Source organism: Rahnella victoriana (assembly GCF_021276285.1).
In the GTDB taxonomy this organism is placed as follows: Bacteria; Pseudomonadota; Gammaproteobacteria; order Enterobacterales; family Enterobacteriaceae; genus Rahnella; species Rahnella victoriana.
Genome location: NZ_CP089920.1, coordinates 694334 through 715040, shown reverse-complemented (window position 1 = coordinate 715040; position 20707 = coordinate 694334). Strand labels below are relative to the sequence as shown.

The following is a 20707-nucleotide window of genomic DNA, read 5'->3' as shown; positions in this document are numbered from 1 at the left end:
CTCATGATTATACTGTATGCATGAACAGTATCTTGTGGGTATCGAAAATGAACTCCTTACAGCGGTCGCACCACCATGTTTGCCCTCGTTGATGTGAACTCCTTTTACGCGAGTTGCGAAACCATATTCCGCCCGGATCTGCGCGGGCGGCCGGTGATTGTCTTGTCGAATAACGACGGCTGCGTCATTGCCCGCAATGCCCTCGCCAAACAGGCACAAATCGAGATGGGGGCACCTTTTTTCAAAGTGCGTGACACCATCCGGCGTCATAACGTGGCGGTGTTTTCATCCAACTACGCGCTGTACGCCGACATGTCCAGCCGGGTAATGACTTCGCTGGAACTGCTGGCACCCGCAGTGGATATCTATTCCATCGACGAGGCGTTTCTGGATATCACGAATATTGATAACTGCATGTCGCTGGCGGCGTTCGGTAAGCAAGTGCAGGATAAGATCTGGAAGGAGAATCACCTGATGGTGGGTGTCGGCATTGCGCCCACCAAAACGCTGGCCAAACTGGCAAACTTTGCGGCGAAAAAGTGGAAAGGGACGCATGGCGTGGTCGATTTATCGCGCACGGACCATCAGCGGATCCTGATGGGAAAAGTGGATGTCAGTGAAGTCTGGGGCGTCGGGCGGCGCATCAGCAAAAAACTCAACATGCTGGGGATCACCACCGCGCTGCAACTGGCTGACTGCCCTTCTGCCCTGATCCGCAAGCATTTCAGCGTGGTGCTGGAACGCACCGTGCGCGAACTGCGCGGCGAGTCGTGTCTGGCCTTTGAGGAGTCGGTGCCGACCAAACAGCAGATCATCTGCTCACGCTCTTTCGGCGAACGCATCACGGACTATCAGGACATGCGCGAAGCCATCTGCAACTACGCGGTGCGCGCCGCCGAGAAACTGCGCGCTGAGCATCAGTATTGCCGCTATGTGTCGGCGTTTGTGAAAACCAGTCCGCACGACGCCAACGTCCCCTATTACAGCCCTCATGCCGGGATCAAACTCATGACGCCGACGCAGGACAGCCGCGATATTCTCAGCGCCGCCGTGCGCTGCCTCGACCAGATCTGGCAACCCGGCTATCGCTATCAGAAAGGCGGCGTGATGCTGGGCGACTTTTTCAGTCAGGGCGTCGCCCAGCTCAATTTATTCGATGAATATCGGCCACGAAAAAACAGCGAACAACTGATGGCAACGCTGGATGAGATCCACAAAAAAGGCACCGGCAAAGTCTGGTTTGCCGGTCAGGGGATCCAGCGCGGCTGGGCGATGAAACGCGACATGCTGTCACCGGCGTATACGACGCGATTCAGTGAATTATTGAAAGTGAAATAGTTTTTTCACCATAAAAATGAAAAAGAAAGAAATGTGAGGAACCTATATTGTCTTTGTGACTGTGACGCCATACCCTTACAAAAGGATAGGAATAATAAAGGGAATTAATATGAGTCATGTTGAGGAAATTGCCACACGCATCGCAGATATCATTATCTCGCCTGACAGTGCTATCGGGTTCATTCACGGTGTACTTTCAGTTCCTGTGGACTTAGGATATTTAGCTTACGGTTATATTGATTCAGGATCCCGATACTCGAACCAAACCGAAACCATAAGAATAATTCAGGCTATTGATAACGGCATTCTTAATTATGATCGAATCATTGAAGCGATACAGACAGTATTTGAAAAATTTAACAAATACGCCTCAGAGAGCCAACAAAATAAAATATATAGTCGTGCTATTTTTTCACTCGCAGGACGTACAGCAGCCAATTCACTCATATCAGGTAAAATAGCAACGGCCATTTGCGGGCAGGCATCAGTATACATCGCATTCCGGGGTGGTTTGATTGGTAACATCCTGCTCGCCGGAGGTATGACAGAACGCTGTATCAGAACCTCGGAAAAGCTCAGTGTCGATGAACCCGAGGTGTATGAAGCTCTGAGGGTAAAAAATTATGACTTACTCTATTTTATGTTCGAACCGGCACTGAAGCCATTTGTTGATGCCCTGATTACACGTAGAAATCAGGGTGTCACTGCGTTCAAATCCATCCTCGATCTTGTTGAATCTAAAGTGAATGCTCATGTTTAAACTATCCCGATTAAAACGGAAAATTGTAGATAATATACTGGGCTTTACGGGAGCCTTGTTGGGAGGCGCTGCATTCTGGCTCTCTATGGCATGTATTTTCTATTTTGATAGCTGGCCGGAACGGATAATATCGATTCTTATCGTCGCCTTCGTTATTTATGTTTTAGCAAAATGGTTAAATAGATTTCACCCCCGCTAATTATTAGATCCATCATACTTAATTTATAAGGATGTAATATGTCAAACCCAGCATACCTATGGTTGGTCGATGAAAACGGCTCACCTGTTGTCGGCAATTCATTAGTTTCTGGCAGACTTGGCGCTATCGAACTTAGGTCAGTAAACCATAATGTGAACATTCCAACAGACCAACATACAGGCCGGCTAACGGGGACACGGGTTCACTCGCCGATAACGCTACAGAAGGAATTTGATAAAACGACACCCCTTTTATATCGTGCGTTATGCCAGGGTGCGACGTTTCAATCAGCAACAATAAAAATGTATCAAATTACTGAGGCCGGTAATGAAGTCGAGTATTTCAATATTATTTTAGAAAACGTGAAGGTCGTGGCGATTACACCTAATTTATACCCCGGCGGCCAGACAGGAACGCACTTCGAAAATCTTCAGCTACGTTACGAAAGCATCACATGGAAATGCTGTGACGGTAATATCCTCTACAAGGACACATGGAATAACCGCCCTGTGGCGTAATACCTATCCTCTGGGGCACCGGCGTATACGACGCGATTTGAGGAACGGGTGGCAGCAAAAGTCCAGGGTTCTGGCCTGATATAAGGGACAGCATCCGCACTGATGCTGTCCGGCAATACCCGGTTTATTTGCCCGCTAAAAACGGCCTGATACCCGCCCATACCGCATCGAAATTGACGGTAAAAGCAGGATGTGGGGCATCAGGAATAATGGCGAGACGCGCATTGGGCAGCATTTTATAGGCAGCAATCACCGTATCCAGGGGCGCATTGATATCCTTTTCCCCTGCCATGACAAGCACTGGCGCATGAATAGCGTCAAAGAGTGGCTTGCCGACGGTGGTCTGATCGTATTGCTGATTAGCTTGTTTGAACCATTCTTTCATTTTATCGGGTTGCGGCCGTATTTGTGCTTGCTCTGCCCAGTACCGCGGATCGAGATCAATAACAGACTGCAAAGGAGCACTTCGATCTTTACGCCCGCCTTGCACAAAGCCCTTCTTCCATTCACCCGCACCTATCGCCACCAGTTTGTTAATCTGTCGCGGATAATCGGCTGCAAACTGATACCCCGTATAAGCACCATCACTAAAACCGATAACATCTGTTTTTGAAATATTTAAGGCAGAAAGCACCTCATGCAGATCTTTAGCCTTTTGTTGATAGTCTGGCATGACGGTGCCGATGTCCGATTTTCCGTGTCCACGGGTATTCACCATAATGACAAGATGATCGTTTTTAAGTTTGTCAGCAAACTCACCCATTTCTGCCATCGAACCCACGACTCCGCCGTGCAGAAGCACAACCGGTTCACCCGATCCATAAACTTCATAATAAATTTTAGCGTCACCCGACTGCACATAATGTCCGGCCCCGGCATTGTTGCCGTAAGGGGTGGCGCTCTGGTAGCTATCCGGTTGCTGTCCGAACCAATGCAAAGGATGATTTGGCGGTATTTCGGCAGCATGTACGGTTATTGCCGACAGGCAAAGTGCGAAAAGACTGATGAATATTTTATTCATTAACATACCTATACGATTCAGAGGCGTTAACGGGTAAATCCGTCAAAGGGGGTCATATACACGGCACCAAACGGATCTAACCGTTTGCGGATTTCATCATCGGGTTCGCCATAAACCGTCAGGCTGGTGATGGTAACTAACGAGAGAAAGGTTTCGGCAAAAGGAGCGAAGGTGTGATCAACATGGCTCACCAGATCTTCCTGACGGTAACGCTCGACGATGTGGGTCGTTTTCTGATCGTCACTCATGCTATAGACATAACTCAGCGTGCCGGGCTCTTTACGGGTGGCGTCCACCACGCGTGATACTAATTCTTTAAATGCAGGGAATTGTCCGTCACTGACGGCCAGGTTAAACACGCAGGTGATTTCATTTTTCATCATGATTTCCAAAGTCAGGGCAGCAGGAAAGCGGGCAAAGAGGAGCGGGAGACATTCCCTGCAGGAGGAACAGGCCGTTATGCGCGGAGCACAACGGCGGATATGATCAAGAAACGCCGGATGTCAGCTCGATTTTTTCAGTGTTTCAGAAAAAAGCTCACCTGAGATTGCCCAGTTGTCGGTGGTGACGTCGTTGAAAATGACATAGACATATTGGGGATCGACGTTGGCGTGAGTAGCGATAGCGTCGGTCACCGCTTTAGCGATAGCAGGTTTAGCCTCATCACGGCCTTCAAACATCTGGATATTGACTACAGGCATGGCAGAACTCCTTCAGAAATGGATAAAAGGTCAGTCAGGCTGACGTTGAAGAAATCCTACGCGGATAGCTTAGGTGGATAAACAGGCTAAAAGAGGACAGAGTGTAGAACTGGAGTCTACAATCATTCGAAGGCTTTCTGCGCGGCTAACGCAATTAACTCATCAATAATAAAGCGAACGCCGGGCAGCAAATGCCGGGCGCGCGGCCATATCACATTGAGTTCGGTGGGCGCGGGATTGCAGGTGCTCAGCAGCGGCACTAACCTGCCATTCTGAATATGCGGGCGCAGTAACGCTTCGGGAAACTGAATTAAACCGGCTCCGGCAATGCAGGCATCAATCATTGCATCGCCATCACTGATTTGATGAAAAGGCACGGGTTTAAGCCTGATCTCCTTCCCGCCCTCATCACGGATCCGCCAGCTAAGCGGCGCTCCACCACGCCAGGCCAGAATGCAGCGGTGATGTGCCAGATCGGACAGCGTGTCAGGGGTGCCGTAAGTCGAGATATAGTCAGGAGAGGCGCAAATAATCAGATGCTGATCGTTGAGTTTACGGGCGATGAGATCGGTGGTGTCTTTCACCGGACCAAAACGGATAGCGAGGTCGAAACCCATATCCAGCGGGTCAATAATGCGGTCGTTAAAGGTGATGGTCAGTTTCAGATGAGGATAGCGTTTTGTCATGTCCATCAGCACCGGCATCATCACCGAACGACCAAAGGCCGCAGGCAGATCGATCCTCACGGTGCCGGTGGGTTCAGTCAGTTTTGAACGCAGCGCCAGCTCTGCCATTTGCAGGGTTTCAAGCGCACTCTGACAACTGACCAGATAGGCTTCGCCCTCGGTCGTCAGGCTGATTTTACGGGTGGTGCGATGAAAGAGCGTGATGCCGAGGTTATGCTCAAGCCGCTGAATACTTTTGCCGATGGCCGATTTCGACACGCCCAGTTGCTCAGCGGCTTCGGTAAAACTGCCTGAGTTTGCCGCCTTCACAAAATGGACGATGTTGCTAAAAGATTCGGTAGAAATCACGGTTGACATCACAGGCGCCTGAATGAAAATCAAGAGGATACTTTAACGTATAGTCTTAACGTAAAATTGCCGACAACGGCAGCCCCCACAAGCTGCCCCCGCCCTTACTTCTTCTTATCAAACATCGATTTCAAATCAGCAAAAGGATTGTACGTCGCCGCCTCAACATCGTTTTGCGCGTCCTCGCCTGCCACCACGCGGGTGCCGTACTGGTCAGCTTCGGTGTATTTCGAGTGTTCGTGGTCGTGGCAATACAGACACAACAGTTCCCAGTTACTGCCGTCTTCCGGGTTGTTGGTGTGGTCGTGATCGATATGGTGAACCGTTAACTCCCGCAGGTTTGAATACACAAATTCCCGCGTGCAGCGTCCGCAGACCCACGGATAGATTTTAAGGGCCTTCTCGCGGTAGCCGCTTTCCAGCCGCGCATAGTTTTTTGGGATCAGAGCCATTGCCGATGTTACCTGTGATAGAGAGATCGTTTAACGAAAGTGCGCCTAATATATCTCATAAGGGAACAGAAGGAGAAATGGCAAAGCAGGAAGTGAATGCAGGAAACACCCTGTGGCGGGGATGCCACAGGGAGAGACAGATTACGGTGTGACGATATTGAACCAGAACTCAAACTTATCCATGTATCCCAGCATCTCGTCCAGTTTGGCACCGTTGCCGGTCACCTTCACATCCCCTTTATCTTCAGCCTGTTTCAGAGTCTCTTCCTTCAGGATGATTTTATTCAGGGTGTCGCGGTTCAGCACAATGGTGGCATCGGCGTCTTTCGCTTCGGCATTCGCCGTATGGTTCAGCACGCCATTTTCCAGCTCCAGCTTGTACTTGCCGCCGTCACTGCCCAGATCGACGTTAAATACCGCCTTCGCATTCGCCGCTTTCTCGCCGTTGATATGCACGCCGAGGTAGTCGAAGAACATCTCCGGCGACATCGCTTTAACCGTATCCGGGCTGGCCGTGTTCGGCGTTGGCAGTTTTTGCACGCCGTTACGCAGTTCCTGCGCGCCGGTCAGATAGAAGTTACGCCACGGACCAGACTCCGCCTGATAGCCTAACTGCTCCAGCGCATCCGCCTCGAGGTGACGTGCCGCCTCGTTATTCGGATCGGCAAAGACCACTTTGCTGACCACCTGCGCCACCCAGCGGTAATTCCCCTGATCAAAGTCCTCTTTGGCTTTTTTCAGGATATTGTCTGCTCCGCCCATGTAATCGACGAATTTCTTCGCGGCTTCTTCCGGTGGCAGTTCATCCAGTGTGGCCGGGTTGCCGTCAAACCAGCCGAGATACAGCACATAGGTGGCTTTGACGTCGTGACTGACAGAGCCGTAATAGCCGCGGCTGGCCCAGGTTTTGGCTAAGCCATCCGGCAGTTTAAAGTTCGCCGCAATTTCATCACGGGTCAGGCCGGTATTGGCCAGACGCAGGGTCTGGTCGTTGATGTAGCGGTACATATCGCGCTGGCTTTTCATCAGCTTAACGACGTTATCGTTACCCCAGGTTGGCCAGTGGTGCTGCGCCATAATAATTTCCGCTTTATCGCCCCAGCGGTTGATCGCATCGTTTATGTATTTTGACCACGCCAGCGGATCACGAATTTTTGCCCCGCGCAGCGAGTAGGTGTTATGCAGCGTATGAGTAATATCCTCTGCCGCTTCGATCATTTTTTTCTCTTCGACATACCACAGCATCTCGGAAGGCGCTTCCGAACCCGGCGCCATCATGAAATCGTAGGTCAGCCCGTCGATGGTCTCTTTCTGGCCGGTTTTGGTGATGTAGTTGGTCGGCGCGATCAGCGTGACGGTCCCGGCCGAGGTGGTTGTCCCCAGCCCGGCACCGACCTGTCCTTTCGCATCGGGTTGCAGCAGGTTGCCGTACATATAACTGGCGCGGCGGCTCATGACGTTACCGGCCATGATGTTTTCGGACACCGCTTCATCCATAAATCCGGCCGGGGCATAAATTTTCACCTTGCCGGATTTCACATCCGCTTCGTCAACCACGCCGCGCACGCCACCGTAGTGGTCAACGTGGCTGTGGGTATAAATCACCGCGACCACCGGCTTTTTGCCGCGATTTTTATAGTATAAATCCATGCCCACTTTTGCCGTTTCTGCCGACACTAAGGGGTCAACCACCGTAATCCCTTCTTTCCCTTCAATAATGGTCATATTGGAAAGATCGAGGTTGCGGATCTGATACACGCCGTCGGTCACTTCAAACAGACCGCTGATATTGATTAACTGAGATTGTCGCCAGAGGCTGGGATTCACGCTGTCCGGCGCTTTATCGCCTTCCTTGATAAAGGCATATTTCTGCGGATCCCAGACCACATTGCCCTGTTCCCCTTTGATCACATCAGCCGGGATTGCCGCAATGAAGCCTTTATGGGCATTGGTAAAATCGGTGTTGTCAGAGAACGGAAGCTGATTATAAAGCGCGTCATTGACTTGTTTGGTGGCTGCCGTGGCGTCCTTCGGGGCAACCTGTGCATAGAGCGGTGTGAGCGTTGTGGATGAAAGCAGCCCTGCCAGAGCAAGACTTTTGACTATCAATTTAAGTTTCATTCCTTATCCTCAAAAAGTAATCATTCCCTGTTGGGAATCGGGTCATTAATCCGCCGCTCTGCCTCACACGGGGTACAGCGCCGCCGGATTAATTTTTATGACTCTTTAAAAAGATAATAGAGATGTTACATATCGCAACTTATCCACATAAAAATTTTAAGATTTATCTTTTTGCGATATTTATTACAGCCTGTGCGGCGGAAAGGATAACCCCTTGCCATTCATAACAGAAATCGGGCTAAAATGAATGCATCTATGAACGGCTTTCATAAGTGCTGTTTACGCTGTTACCGTCAATTTAAGGAAAGCCTCCGTGCTGAAAGAGAACTTCAATGAGCTGCAAATTTTCCTCGTCGTGGCGAGAGAGCGAAGTTTTACCCGGGCGGCGGGAAAGCTGGGTGTTTCTCAGTCGGCGCTCAGCCATGCGGTAAAGGCTCTGGAAGAACGTTTAAACCTGCGCCTGCTGACCCGCACCACCCGAAGCGTGGCACCGACCGACGCCGGTGAGAAAATTATCGCCTGCCTGGAACCCCGCCTGGCGGATCTGGAGCAGGAACTGCAAGCGGTGATCCAGCTGAACGGGTCGGCCTCCGGCAATATCAAACTGTCTGCGGGCGAACACTCGGCGCGCTGCCTGCTGTGGCCCAAACTGAAACCGTTTTTAAAGCAATACCCGGAAATCAGCATTGAGCTGGTGGTGGATAACGGATTTGTGAATATCGTGGATGGTCGTTTTGATGCCGGTGTGCGCCTTGGCGAAAGTATCGATAAAGACATGGTGGCGGTGAGGATCGGGCCGGATATGCGCATGGCGATTGTCGGCGCACCGGCGTATTTTGCGCAACAGGGTATCCCGCAGACGCCGCATGAACTTCAACATCACCGCTGCATCAATATGCGTTTGCCGACCGCCGGGGGCGTCTATCACTGGGAGTTTGAAAAGGACAACAAACCGCTGAAGGTCAGGGTGGAAGGGCAATTGACCTTTAACCTGCTGTCCGAAAGAATCGATGCGGCGCTGTCCGGTTTTGGTATTGCCTGTGTGCCGGAAGACACGATTGTGGATCAGGTAAAATCCGGCGAACTGGTGCAGGTCTTGCAGGAATGGTGCCCTGAATTTCCCGGCTATTATCTGTATTACCCGAGCCGGAAACAGCATCCGCCTGCCTTCGCGCTGATGATTGATACGCTGCGTTATTCCGGCTAAGCGCCGGAGAACCGCTGAAGACAAAACGGCGACACGTTTTACTGTGTCGCCGTTTTCGTTTACGCCAGCCGGGCGGGAATGCGGCGAAGAGCAGACGGCGTCAGCGAATATCCGCGCCGTTGGTGCTGATCACCTTCTGATACCAGTGGAAAGATTTCTTTTTGTAGCGGTTGCCGGTGCCGGAAATGTTGTCATCGAGATCGACATAAATCAGGCCGTAGCGTTTGCTCATTTCGCCGGTGGACATACTCACCAGATCGATACAGCCCCACGGGGTGTAACCCATCAGCTCGACGCCGTCTTCAATGGCTTCGGCCATCGCCTCAATATGCTGACGCAGATAGTTGATGCGGTAATCGTCGGCGATAAAGTGGTTTTCATCCGGTTTATCCACCGCGCCCAGACCGTTTTCCACGATGAACAGCGGCTTCTGATAACGGTCGTACAGCTGGTTGAGGGCGATACGCAGCCCCACCGGATCGATTTCCCAGCCCCATTCGCTGGCCTCAAGGAACGGGTTTCGTGCGCCGCCCAGCAGATTACCCTGCGCGGAGACGGCATCCGGATTGGTTTTATTGATGGTCGATGACATGTAATAACTGAAACCGATGTAATCCACCGTATGCTGTTTAATCAGATCCAGATCGCCCGGCTGAATATCCAGTTCGACGCCCTGCGACTGCCACAGACGTTTCGCGTAGTACGGATATTTGCCGCCCGCCTGCACGTCGGCGCAGTAGAAGTTAAACGCCTGCGTCTCTTTCAGGGTTTCGAGCTGGTTCACCGGATTGCAATCGTAGGCATAATTTGTCGCAAACAGGATCATGCAGCCGATCTGAATTTCTGCACGCGTTTCGTGGGCGATTTTCACCGCCAGACTGCTGGCGACAAACTGGTTATGCCACGCCTGATATTTGGCCTGCGCCTCCAGCGCGCCGGTTTTCACCGTCAGCCCCTGACTCATGATCGGGAAATGCGCCGCGCTGTTGATCTCGTTAAAGGTCATCCAGTATTTCACTTTGTGACCAAAGCGGGTCAGCACCGTGCGGGCAAAGCGTTCGAAGTGACCGATCAGTTCGCGGTTTTTCCAGCCGCCAAACGCCGTCGCCAGATGCAGCGGCATTTCATAGTGGGAAATCGTGATCACCGGCTCAATGCCATGGGCGATACAGGCGTCGATCACCGCGTCATAATGTTTCAGCCCCGCTTCGTTCGGTTGCTGTTCAATACCGTTCGGGTAGATGCGCGTCCAGGCGATAGAAAAGCGGTAACACCTGAACCCCATCTCGGCAAACAGGGCGATATCTTCCTGAAAACGGTGATAGTGATCGATGCCCTTGTGGTTCGGATAGGTGTACTTTTCGCTATCCAGCGTGAAATCGAATTCCGGTGAGGAAACAATGCTTAAGCGCGCCTTGCCGCCGGGAATGGCATCCACAATCGACAAGCCTTTGCCGTCCTGATCGTAAGCGCCTTCAACCTGATTCGCCGCCGTCGCCCCGCCCCACATAAAACCTTGCGGAAATTTCGCTTTCATCACCACTCTCCTTGAAAAAATCCATTAACTTATTGATTCAATGAACTGATAATACAACTCATATAATTGACGGCTATATTTATTTCTTAACTTTACGTCTGAATACAATACGTTGATGACATCCGTGCATCCGATGAGGAGCGTTGCGTTATGCCACAAATATCGTTGATCTACCCTCTCCATGAACATTCTGAGGCCTGTCTGTGTCACAGCCCCGCGTTCAGACGTATCAATACCGTGCTGACAGAGGAAGCGGCAAAAGCCCCGCCGATCACCGCCGCGACGGTTTCCGCTGCCCTGTCCGACGCCAGTTCGCCACACGACGAAAACCCGGCTCCGTCTGCGCCGCTGAAAGCCTTTATCAACGTGCGTATTTTTGACGGGATGTCCGATGCCCTGCGCGAAGGGCTACAGGTCATTGTCGAAGGCAATAAAATCAACGCCGTTGAGCCTGCGGGGACGCCGCTGCCCGCCGGAATTGACGTCATTGACGGGGCGGGCGGCGTGCTGATGCCGGGGCTGATTGATGCCCACTGGCACGCCATCATGGCCCGCCCGTCGATGATGACCGCCATGACCGCTGACTTCAGTTATATCCAGGCGCTGGCGATTGCAGAGGCAAAGGCGACGGTGCTGCGCGGCTTTACCACCGTGCGGGATATGGGCGGGCCGGTTTTTGGTCTGAAACGGGCGATTGACGAACGCATCACCGCCGGACCGCGCATCTATCCTTCCGGCGCCTTTATCTCGCAAACCGGCGGGCACGGCGATTTTCGCCTGCTGCATGAAGTGCCGCGTGCGCCGGGAGACAGCCTGAGTTATATCGAACGGGTGGGCATTACGGCGATTGCCGACGGTGCCGATCAGGTGCTGCTGCGCGCACGGGAACAGCTGATGCGCGGCGCATCGCAGGTGAAATTTATGGCGGGCGGCGGCGTGGCGTCCCTGTATGACGGCATTGATGTCACCGAAGGATCGGTGGCGGAGATTCAGGCCGCCGTCACTGCGGCTGAAAACTGGGGAACGTACGTCACGGTGCATGCGTATACCGCGCGGGCGGTAACCATGGCGATAAAAGGCGGCGTGAAGTGCATTGAACACGGTCAGCTGGTGGATGAGGAAACCGTGCAGCAGATGGCGAAACAGCACATCTGGTGGTGTCTGCAACCTTTCCTGAACGATGAAGATGCCGTGCCGATGGCCACTCCGGCGTCACGCGCCAAGCAGCGGGTGATGTCGGCAGGCACTGACACGGCCTATCAGCTGGCAAAAAAATATCAGATCGACACCGCCTGGGGCACGGACACCTTGTTTGACGCCCGGCTCGCCACCCGTCAGGGCGCGCAGTTAGCCAAACTGAAACGCTGGTATACGCCGCCGGAAATTCTGAAAATGGCCACCAGTGTGAATGCCCAATTATGCGCCCTGTCCGGCCCGCGCAATCCTTATCCGGGGAAAATTGGCGTCATAGAAGCCGGGGCGTATGCCGATATGATTGTGGTGGCAGGCGATCCGCTGACGGATATCGATCTGATTGCGCAGCCGGAAGAGGCGTTTCGCGTGATCGTCAAAGACGGGGAGATCCTCAAAAATACGCTGTAAAAACATCGCCGTGATGCCCTGCGGTACGGGGCATCACGGCGGAGAATCACACCCAGATACGGTAATTATGCACGTTACCGGCGGCTTCCCGCAGGGCGTTTTGCACCTCTTCCGTCAGTTCCCGTTGCGGGAAATAACAGTACGGCGGACGCAGAACAGACGTGTGGTTGAAACCGCAGCCGTTAAAATCCCCCCGTGTACAGTTGAACACTGACTCCGCGTCATGCAGATATTCGCCGCCAAAGCCTTTATATAATTTGCAGTGATCGGTCAGCCCTTTCACATTAAACACATTCAGCTCCGACAGCGTGCGGGAGTCTTTACCGATACCAAAGCTGTACTGGTATTTGTAAATCGGATCCGCGACATCATTGTCGAACAGGTTGTTATAAAGATGAATGTCGCCAAACCGCACGCGCGGCGTGCGCTGCACGATGCGGTGAAAGACATTGTCATGGAAGGTGACGCGCAATTTGCCGCTGTCTTCCGCGTCATTGCCGTCGCTGTGGCCAATCAGGATTGTTTTATCATGCAGCGTAAAGAAGCAACGCGAGACGGTGATGTAATCCGACGCCCGCTTGATGTCTAACGCGCCATCATGCTGCACGTATTTCCAGCCATCGACAATTTTGTACATGTCCATGGTGAAACGCCCGTCACTGAAGGCCACATTACTGACCCAGACATGATGGGCGCGGATAATGCTCAGCCCGTCCCATTCGGCGTTCCAGCCGTCACCCTCTTCAAACTGCGGGTCGACATCCACCGGATTTTCGATAAACAGGTTGTGGATAATGACATTGTGGACATCCTGAACGATCAGCGCGCTTTCGATAAACTTCGCATTCTGATCGATACCTATCAGCGTGGTATTGCTGCTGATGAATATCCGTCCCCGCCGCGACTGATCCTGCCGGTTGAGATAAGGCGAACCGCCGCTGGCGTCAATCACACCGCCAACCCAGATGCATTTATGATGGTCGCCGGACTCGTTGAGCGCCTCCCGCAGTTCTTCGATATTGGTCACGTAATAACTGAGGACGGGCCTTTCGCCCCCGCCGGTCGTGCCGCCCGTTTCAGAGGCCCAGCCGGAAGGGGTGTCAGACCAGGGTTCATGCGGTGGAATATGATGTATTGATTTCATCGGGACAACTCCTTTTTATGGAAATAAAAATGAGGGTGACCACTGCTTTTCATCCTGACGCTTTTCATTCATCTGTCTTTCAATCCGAAAAAGCGTCAGGCTATTGCTCTGTGCCTGGCAATATTTTTGTATAACGCAATACGATTTCCGACCTGTAATTTATTAATCAGACGGGTGCGGTGGGCATAAAATGTTTTTATATTCATGCCCAGCCTTTCGCCTATCTCATGGGTACTCAGCCCGTTCTGCATACCGAGTAACACTTCCTTTTCCCGGCCGGATAAAGGATGCCTGACCCGGTAATTAAACCGCGCATTATCCACCAGCAGACAGGACAGCACTTCTTTTACCGGCGTACGCCGGTCAATAAACGTCACATTCTCCAGATGGCAGTGCGTGTAATAATCGAGATCACTGGATATAAAGGCAAAAACTTTTCTGTCCTGGAATGAACAGGGGCTGGCCTGCAAATGATTTGTCGTCTCCACATCCACGATATAATAATTTTCATCAATCAGCTCGCGTGACAACAGCGCACTCAGGCCGAGGATGAAAAAATAATCGTCAGAAATTACGGAGTTTGATAAATCCATATAACTTCCCTTTCTGAACTGTCCTTTTATGTATTCTTACGTCATTAAATACTGTGGTTTGCTTTTATAAAATTTACAGAAACTACAAATTTATGACACCCCTAATGCACCGGCCATTTTCTGAACCGTTAAAACTATTCACATACGCTGACTTTTTTGCTATCAACCATAAACAACACTGCAAAACCATCTGATAACCACACAAACCACCGCAATGTGCGATAACTTCAACATTTAGAAACGCCGTGATAAATAGGTTTTTCTTAATGATCTGCGATGATTTGATAGTCATAACTTGAGAAAAAACCAAAAATGGAATTTTCTTAGGGAAAATACCTGATTGTCGCCGTCGTTTTATCGTTTCAGATTAGGGTGAATTTTACACTGTTAACAAATGACCAACATCAGTATCGGATTATTTTTATGTACGCCGGAGACTACGCCTGTAGCCTCTCTCTGAAATAACCGCATTACGGAAAGTTGTTTATTATTTATTTAGACGGAATGCTTTAAAACCACTGCCCTTACTTTTACTTTGCGGTGCGTTATGCGTCTTTTTAATCAGATGTTTTCTGCCGCCCTGCGGTCTGGCCTGTTTTGCAAATATCTGCGACAACGCCACGCACTGCTTTTTATGCTTCGCCGGGCAATCAATAAAAATCAACTCATTCCGTTTATTCAGCCGATTGTGGATGCCCGCACAGGAAATACCGTGGCGGGCGAAGTGCTGATGCGATGGAAACATCCTGCGCTGGGGAATATCTCCCCGGAGTGTTTTATTCCGCTGGCAGAGCAAAGCGGTCTTATTTCCCGCATTACCGCCTACGGTATTCAGTCGGTGGCCCGCACCATCACCTCAACGGCGTTTATTTACCGCCCTGACACCACGTTATTTTTTAACGTTGCCGCGAAGGATTTTGAAAATCACGACATTCTTCTCGCCTGCCAGCGCTTTATGCAGCAAACCGGGCTGCCCGATTTATGCATCGGTCTGGAAATTACCGAAAGGCAAGCCGTGACCGGATCCGATCTGTTGCAGGAATTGTGCGAAAAACTGGAAGGTCTGGGCGTCCACCTTTCTATGGATGATTTCGGCACAGGAAATTCGAATTATCATTACCTGATGCTGTTTCAGCCGCGTTATATCAAGATCGACAAACTGTTCACCTGCGGGATTGAAACCGACCGCAGTAAAGCCGCCATTGTGCGCAACATTGTCGCTATCGCCCGCGAACTGCATTGTCTGACCATCGCCGAAGGGGTGGAAACCGGCTCACAACGGGAAACGCTGGCGGCGATGGGCGTCAGTCATTTTCAGGGCTATTTCTTCTCCCGCCCCGTGGAGGCGTCAGTGTTCTTTCATCAGCTGATGGAGCCGCTTCCCTTGCGCTGAGACGCTCTTTTCATCTCACGCCACAAAAAAAGGCGGGCTGCTCTGATGCAGTCCGCCTTTTTTGTTATCCGTAATGAAGGTGTGTTACCAGTTGATATCCAGGGTCGCCGCCGCCGTGGCCGGGCCGGGTTCTGCCGTCGGGTGCGGACACAACACCCACACCAGATTGTCAGACCAGGACTGCGTGGAAGACACCGTGCGCAACGTCGCTTTGCTGCTATCCATACGCATGGACGAGCCTTTGGTGGTACATCCGGCCTCTGCGCTGGCGTTTGCGCCCATAAAGCCACGGATATCCCCCGCAATACCGCCGCCTGCGGTCGAGATCATCGGCAGCGTATAATCATCACCGGCCTGCGTTTTGGGTGTCACGGAATAGGTGATATCGGCGCTGGCACCGGCGTCGTGAGTACAGTTCACATTCAGCGAAGACTGTACCGCAATCCCCTTGCCGTCCGTTGCCTGACCCGGCGTCACGTCACCGAATGGCACGACCGCCGCAGTGTTCATCGAACATTGCGTTTTGGCCACGACCAGATCACTGAAGCTCAGTAGCGACTGTCTGTTATTTCCACTGGTTTTATGCAGTTGCAGATAGGTTGTGGGCAACGGGCCTGCCGCGGCACCTGGTGAAACATACACCCCGTACGAAACATTCATCGAAGTGCTAGACCCGTCAAGAATGAAGAAGTTGCCGCTGATCGGACGCTTTATCGCCGCACAATGCGACGCGGTGCCGGGTGTCTGCCAGTCAGTGATGATGGCTCCTTTACTGTCCCAGGTGGCAGAATAGGTGTCGGTGACCACGTTGGCGTTGCCGGTCGGCGTCGCCGTAATGGTCGTCGCGTTCAGACTGCCGGTCAGGACAATTAATACGCCCTTTTGGATCTCGTATCCCGACCAACCGTCTACCGTGGTGTAGGGCAGGCCCGCTATTGAGCAGGTTGCACCATTACTGTCATTTGGCGTGGTTTGCCAGGCCGATAGTTTCCAGCCCCATCCGTATGTCAGAGCGGTGGAGCTAGCGTAAGGTCCATGAGCCGTACCGTTGATGGTCGGCGTCCAGGTGCCGAGACGGGTATAACCCTGCGGGAGATTCACCGCGAATGCCGCCTGACAAGATAACAGTGCAATAGCGGCCATGCATTGGATCCCGCATCGACGAAAGGCTTGCGCCAAAAAACGCTTTAAAACAGACATCTTTTTTCCTATATCAACAATTTTGTAGAGACAAAAATCTGGCCCGATGAGGTTGATTACCAGCTCATATCAAGCGTCACCGCCGCCGAGGCCGGACCGGGTTCTGCGGTCGTCCGCGGGCATAACACCCAGACCAGTGGATCAGACCAGTTCGTGCTGGTAGTGACCGTGTGCAGGCTGACTTTGGTGCCGTCCATCGGCAGTGAGGACGTGCGGTCTGCACAACCGGCTTCTGTAGTCGCGGATGCGCCCAGAAAACCGCGTACATCGCCGTCAACGGTGCCGCTGGCCGACTTCATCGGGATGCTGAAATGGTCACCGGCCTGTGTTTTCGGCGTTACCGAATAGGACACCGGCAGCGCGGTGCCGGAAGGATTACTACACGTCACATCCACCGAGGAGTTCACCGCGACCTTGCGGTCATCCGGCGTGACATCACCGAAGGCAATCGCAGGCGTTGAATTCACCGTGCAGTCCATGCCACTCCACGCCAGCGACAGGATGCGCCGGTCAAAGGTCGCCGGCGTGACGTTCCAGCGGTAGCCACGCGCGGCCTGTGCATAGACGGTTTTTGCTGCCATTTTGGCGGCTCCCGGCTGCACATAGACGCCGTAACCCATCGCCGACTGCGAGCCGCCGCCGCTGTTCATTTCCACCGCGCCAAAAGACTGATTAAAGGTGGTCATCACCCCCAGACAGTCGGTACGAACACTGACGTCGCCGCTGCCGTTGCCGGATTTGTCCCATGACGCGGACGACACGGTGTTCAGATCCGGCGCGCCGTTAGGGATAAACGTGCCGCCGGTGGTAGTCGGGTTCATGGTCCCGGAATTGATGACAATCTGACCGGATATGGAACCGAACGGGATCATCAGAATGCCGGGAGAAATCTCATAACCGCGATAGCCGTCATAGGACTTCATCGGATACATCGATGCGCATTCCGCGCTGGGCACCGGCACGGGGGAAACCACCACGGTGCCCGCGACACCTGATGCCATAAAAGGCACCACGTTTTGTGAGTAATACCAGCCGGGTTTGTTGGCCGGAATGGTATCGCCGTCGGTCCATGTCAGCCGGGTATTGACCACGTCACTGACCACCTGATACCCGGATTTGAGTTCAAGCGCGGCGCTGTTCACTCCCCAGAAAAGGGTCAGGGCACCTAAAAACATCCTTGCTGTCATCACAGCTCCTTAAGAAATGAGGGATTGAAAATGCCGCGCCCGGGAGCGCGGCCTGTTATCAGCGGCATTCGCCATCAAGCTGAATGACCGGCATTTGCGCCGTCGGAGCCAGCCCTTGCAGGTTGTAACTGACGCGGCACTGTTTATCGCTGCCTTTACCCCAGCTCACGGAGAGCTGGCCTTTTTGCGGCAGACCGGTCAGATAGACCTGCCCGTTATCGCCAACGATACCGGTGATCTCCTCACCGCCGGCTTTCTCCGCCAGCGAGGCGGTGGCACCGAACGGCACAACGCCTGCCCCGCCCGCACGGGTCAGGGTCATTAACACCTGATAACCGATGCGCGTGGCAAAGTTGGCTTTCACCACCGCGCCGTTGGTCGGATAGACCGTCTGCTGGTTCTGTGGCAAATCGACGTTATCCGGCAAGGTGGACGGGTCCAGACCGATGCTGTTGCGGCTGTAATCCGACAGATACGGCACCACGGCGAAACCACGGGAATCCGTCTTGCCGCTGCCGTTCGACAGGCTGACATCCTGCGCACCCGGCGCACTGACCAGCGCCACCGAACTGCCCAGCGAACGTGACAGCGTCACGCCTTCACTGTGCACAATTGCGCCGCCGCTCATGTTCAGGTTCATCGAACGCATGTCGTTCGAATAGCCGTAACCCGCCGCCACGTTGCCTTTGCTGCCCTGATAGCCAAGATTCAGGGTGCTGTTGCTGACCTGATCCTGATTCCCCCAGCCCTGCATCGCGCTGTACGACACCTTGCCGTCAGATGTGCTGCCGCTGAGTCCCGCCTGATTCTGCGTGCGCCCGTGGTTGTCATGGGTGATCTGACTGGTGGCATAGGCATTTTGCAGCGCCGGTGCCGCAGTAAAGATGCTGAACGGCACGTTCACGTTGAACGACACCTGACGGTTTTCCGGCCAGTCGCCGTGACCTTTCATGCGGTCAACGGTGTAGTAAAGCCCGTAGCTGACGCTGTGATAACTGCCGTTATAACCGGCGGACAGACTGGTCAGCGTTTTGGTGGATCCCCAGTAATCATCACGGCTGGCGCGCAGGCTGACCGAGCCGAGATTGCCGAGCTGCTGCGAGACCTGGGTCTGGAAGCTGCTGCGGCGACGGCTCATCACCCACGGCGACACGTCTTCACGCGCCGAATAACCGATGCTGTTGTATTCCGCGAAGCTGTAATAGTTGCGGGTCGAATACCGCAGCGCGGTTAGATCAAACGAGGTGCCGGTGGTCAGCAGACTTTTCGAGTAGCGCACCCGCCATGAACTGCCTGCCTGACGATCTTCATGTTCCAGTCTGGTGCTGGAAAACGTTCCGTCTGCCGACACCGCCCCCAGGTCGCCCATCGACACGCCGGTCCCCATGCTCAGCGCACTGTAGTTCTGCGACGCCAGCAGGCCGCCGTACAACGTCAGGTTTTTCGGCAAACCGTAAATCAGCGTGGTCATCACAAAGTCAGATTCGCGCGAACCCTGGGTGTTGCCGCCGTTGTAGCGCCCGGCCGTGGCTTCGTATTTGATTGCCCCCGGTCGCAACATCACCGGCAGCGACGAATACGGCACCACAAAGCTGTGCACGCTGCCGTCGGCTTCCGTCACCGCCACATCAAGGTCACCGGAGGTGCCCGCCTGATACAGATCTTTGATTTCAAACGGTCCCGGTGCAACATACGTTTCGTACACCACATAGCCGTTCTGGCGCACGGTGACGCGGGCATTACTGCTGGCGACACCGCTGATCTGCGGCGCAAAGCCTCGCAGACGGGATGGCATCATCTGTTCGCTCGAACTCAGCTGCACACCCCGGAACGGCACGCCGTCCAGCACGTCGCTGCCGGTGCTGGTTTCCCCCATCGTGACGCGTGAGCGCCAGTCGCGGATATCCCGTGACAGGTAAGTATTCGAAAAACGCGTGCTGTCGCTGCTGTTACTGCTGCTGTCAGCATCCGAATGGCTGTGCGTCAGCGTGCTGCGCAGACGCCATGCGCCGAGGTTGGCCCCGGTCTGCACGTTGGCGAACAGGTTATTGCTGGTCCGCGTGTCGCTGTTGATACTCTGCTCGTTGCGTCCGGCGCTGAGATTGTAGTTAAACAACATCGCCGGAATACCGTCATCCCACTGCGCCGGATCCGACTGGCTGTCCTGACCCGCCTGCATCGCCACCTGCGGAATGCTGAGGTCAAGACGCAGATGCGACAGATCAAACTTCACCGTCGATTGCGGGATCAGTGCGCTCAGATCGGCCACCGGCTGGTTTTCCGGCAGTCCTTTAAACGCAGGCAACTGACCGACGTTGACGCCAAGCGCGCCAAGCATTTCCGGCGTCAGTTGTGGCATCACATTGCCCTGAGTATTTTTGCTGAACTGCACATCCCGTGAAACCGCTTCACGCTGGTTCACATACACCGTGACCGGATACGTGCCTTCGGCCATCCCGCCCGCCTGAGAAAAGGCGGAAAGATCCACATCAGACGTGCCGGTGCCCAGTGACAATAATTCAGGGTCGAAATAATCCGCCGCCCAGCCAGGCTGGCAGCTCATCAGTACAAAAAGGGCGAGCGTTTTGCGCGGGAAGGCGCGGGTGCTGGCTACCATGCCGTTAGTCCTTAAACAGGACGTCAATGTCTTACTCAAAATCGTTCCCTGCTCTGCAATTAGTGATTTTCTGCGCCGGTTTT

Annotated in this window: 18 protein-coding genes; 6 read left to right on the top strand and 12 right to left on the bottom strand. The window is 53.2% G+C overall.

Annotated features, from left to right (window positions below; genetic code table 11):
• The first annotated feature begins 75 nt into the window (after nucleotides 1-75).
• The 3 genes from umuC to J9880_RS24535 all read left to right on the top strand — a co-directional run bounded on the left by umuC (nucleotide 76) and on the right by J9880_RS24535 (nucleotide 2815).
• Complete coding sequence (gene umuC / locus J9880_RS24545) at nucleotides 76-1338, top strand: translesion error-prone DNA polymerase V subunit UmuC (RefSeq protein ID WP_232770701.1); 1263 nt, start codon at nucleotides 76-78, stop codon at nucleotides 1336-1338.
• Between the two features lie 109 nt (nucleotides 1339-1447).
• Nucleotides 1448-2098, top strand: a complete 651-nt coding sequence (locus tag J9880_RS24540) for a hypothetical protein (RefSeq protein WP_095925632.1) — start codon at nucleotides 1448-1450, stop codon at nucleotides 2096-2098.
• Nucleotides 2099-2335: 237 nt separating this feature from the next.
• Nucleotides 2336-2815, top strand: a complete 480-nt coding sequence (locus J9880_RS24535) for an Hcp family type VI secretion system effector (protein ID WP_095925631.1) — start codon at nucleotides 2336-2338, stop codon at nucleotides 2813-2815.
• Between the two features lie 124 nt (nucleotides 2816-2939).
• On the opposite strand, the gene J9880_RS24530 is transcribed toward J9880_RS24535, so the two are convergent.
• From J9880_RS24530 to J9880_RS24505, 6 genes are all read right to left on the bottom strand, one after another.
• The gene (locus tag J9880_RS24530; RefSeq protein ID WP_232770700.1) at nucleotides 2940-3836 is read right to left on the bottom strand and encodes an alpha/beta fold hydrolase; all 897 of its coding nucleotides are present in this window, start codon (nucleotides 3834-3836) and stop codon (nucleotides 2940-2942) included.
• 26 nt (nucleotides 3837-3862) lie between these two features.
• Entirely contained in the window at nucleotides 3863-4216 is a 354-nt protein-coding gene (locus J9880_RS24525) for a putative quinol monooxygenase (protein WP_131693107.1), read from the bottom strand.
• Between the two features lie 123 nt (nucleotides 4217-4339).
• Nucleotides 4340-4537: a tautomerase family protein gene (locus tag J9880_RS24520; RefSeq protein WP_037035512.1), complete on the bottom strand. Its 198-nt coding sequence runs from the start codon at nucleotides 4535-4537 to the stop codon at nucleotides 4340-4342.
• Nucleotides 4538-4659: 122 nt separating this feature from the next.
• Nucleotides 4660-5580: a LysR family transcriptional regulator gene (locus tag J9880_RS24515; protein ID WP_232770699.1), complete on the bottom strand. Its 921-nt coding sequence runs from the start codon at nucleotides 5578-5580 to the stop codon at nucleotides 4660-4662.
• Between the two features lie 95 nt (nucleotides 5581-5675).
• Entirely contained in the window at nucleotides 5676-6023 is a 348-nt protein-coding gene (gene yajD, locus J9880_RS24510; RefSeq protein ID WP_095925628.1) for an HNH nuclease YajD, read from the bottom strand.
• 141 nt (nucleotides 6024-6164) lie between these two features.
• Entirely contained in the window at nucleotides 6165-8144 is a 1980-nt protein-coding gene (locus J9880_RS24505; protein WP_232770697.1) for an alkyl/aryl-sulfatase, read from the bottom strand.
• Nucleotides 8145-8457: 313 nt separating this feature from the next.
• On the opposite strand from J9880_RS24505, the gene J9880_RS24500 reads away from it, so the two are divergent.
• Nucleotides 8458-9351: a LysR family transcriptional regulator gene (locus J9880_RS24500; RefSeq protein ID WP_232770695.1), complete on the top strand. Its 894-nt coding sequence runs from the start codon at nucleotides 8458-8460 to the stop codon at nucleotides 9349-9351.
• Between the two features lie 100 nt (nucleotides 9352-9451).
• Here J9880_RS24500 and J9880_RS24495 read toward each other — a convergent pair whose 3' ends face one another.
• The gene (locus tag J9880_RS24495) at nucleotides 9452-10888 is read right to left on the bottom strand and encodes a glycoside hydrolase family 1 protein (RefSeq protein WP_232770693.1); all 1437 of its coding nucleotides are present in this window, start codon (nucleotides 10886-10888) and stop codon (nucleotides 9452-9454) included.
• Nucleotides 10889-11038: 150 nt separating this feature from the next.
• On the opposite strand from J9880_RS24495, the gene J9880_RS24490 reads away from it, so the two are divergent.
• Nucleotides 11039-12490 (top strand): metal-dependent hydrolase family protein, encoded by a 1452-nt coding sequence (locus tag J9880_RS24490; protein WP_095925625.1) that lies wholly within the window; start codon nucleotides 11039-11041, stop codon nucleotides 12488-12490.
• A gap of 46 nt (nucleotides 12491-12536) precedes the next feature.
• Here J9880_RS24490 and J9880_RS24485 read toward each other — a convergent pair whose 3' ends face one another.
• Nucleotides 12537-13634 (bottom strand): pectate lyase family protein, encoded by a 1098-nt coding sequence (locus J9880_RS24485; RefSeq protein WP_131693020.1) that lies wholly within the window; start codon nucleotides 13632-13634, stop codon nucleotides 12537-12539.
• Nucleotides 13635-13729: 95 nt separating this feature from the next.
• Nucleotides 13730-14227, bottom strand: coding sequence for a helix-turn-helix domain-containing protein (locus J9880_RS24480; RefSeq protein WP_232770691.1), 498 nt, complete (start codon nucleotides 14225-14227; stop codon nucleotides 13730-13732).
• A gap of 547 nt (nucleotides 14228-14774) precedes the next feature.
• Here J9880_RS24480 and J9880_RS24475 point away from each other — a divergent pair.
• Nucleotides 14775-15620 carry an EAL domain-containing protein gene (locus J9880_RS24475; RefSeq protein WP_232770690.1) on the top strand — a complete coding sequence of 282 codons (846 nt, stop codon included), beginning with the start codon at nucleotides 14775-14777 and terminating at the stop codon, nucleotides 15618-15620.
• Between the two features lie 84 nt (nucleotides 15621-15704).
• Here J9880_RS24475 and J9880_RS24470 read toward each other — a convergent pair whose 3' ends face one another.
• From J9880_RS24470 to J9880_RS24460, 3 genes are all read right to left on the bottom strand, one after another.
• On the bottom strand, nucleotides 15705-16763 hold the full coding sequence (locus J9880_RS24470) for a hypothetical protein (RefSeq protein WP_232770688.1): 1059 nt from the start codon (nucleotides 16761-16763) through the stop codon (nucleotides 15705-15707).
• A 113-nt stretch (nucleotides 16764-16876) separates the two neighbouring features.
• Entirely contained in the window at nucleotides 16877-18007 is a 1131-nt protein-coding gene (locus J9880_RS24465) for a hypothetical protein (RefSeq protein WP_232770686.1), read from the bottom strand.
• Between the two features lie 58 nt (nucleotides 18008-18065).
• Nucleotides 18066-20624, bottom strand: coding sequence for a fimbria/pilus outer membrane usher protein (locus J9880_RS24460; protein WP_232770685.1), 2559 nt, complete (start codon nucleotides 20622-20624; stop codon nucleotides 18066-18068).
• Nucleotides 20625-20707 lie beyond the last annotated feature (83 nt).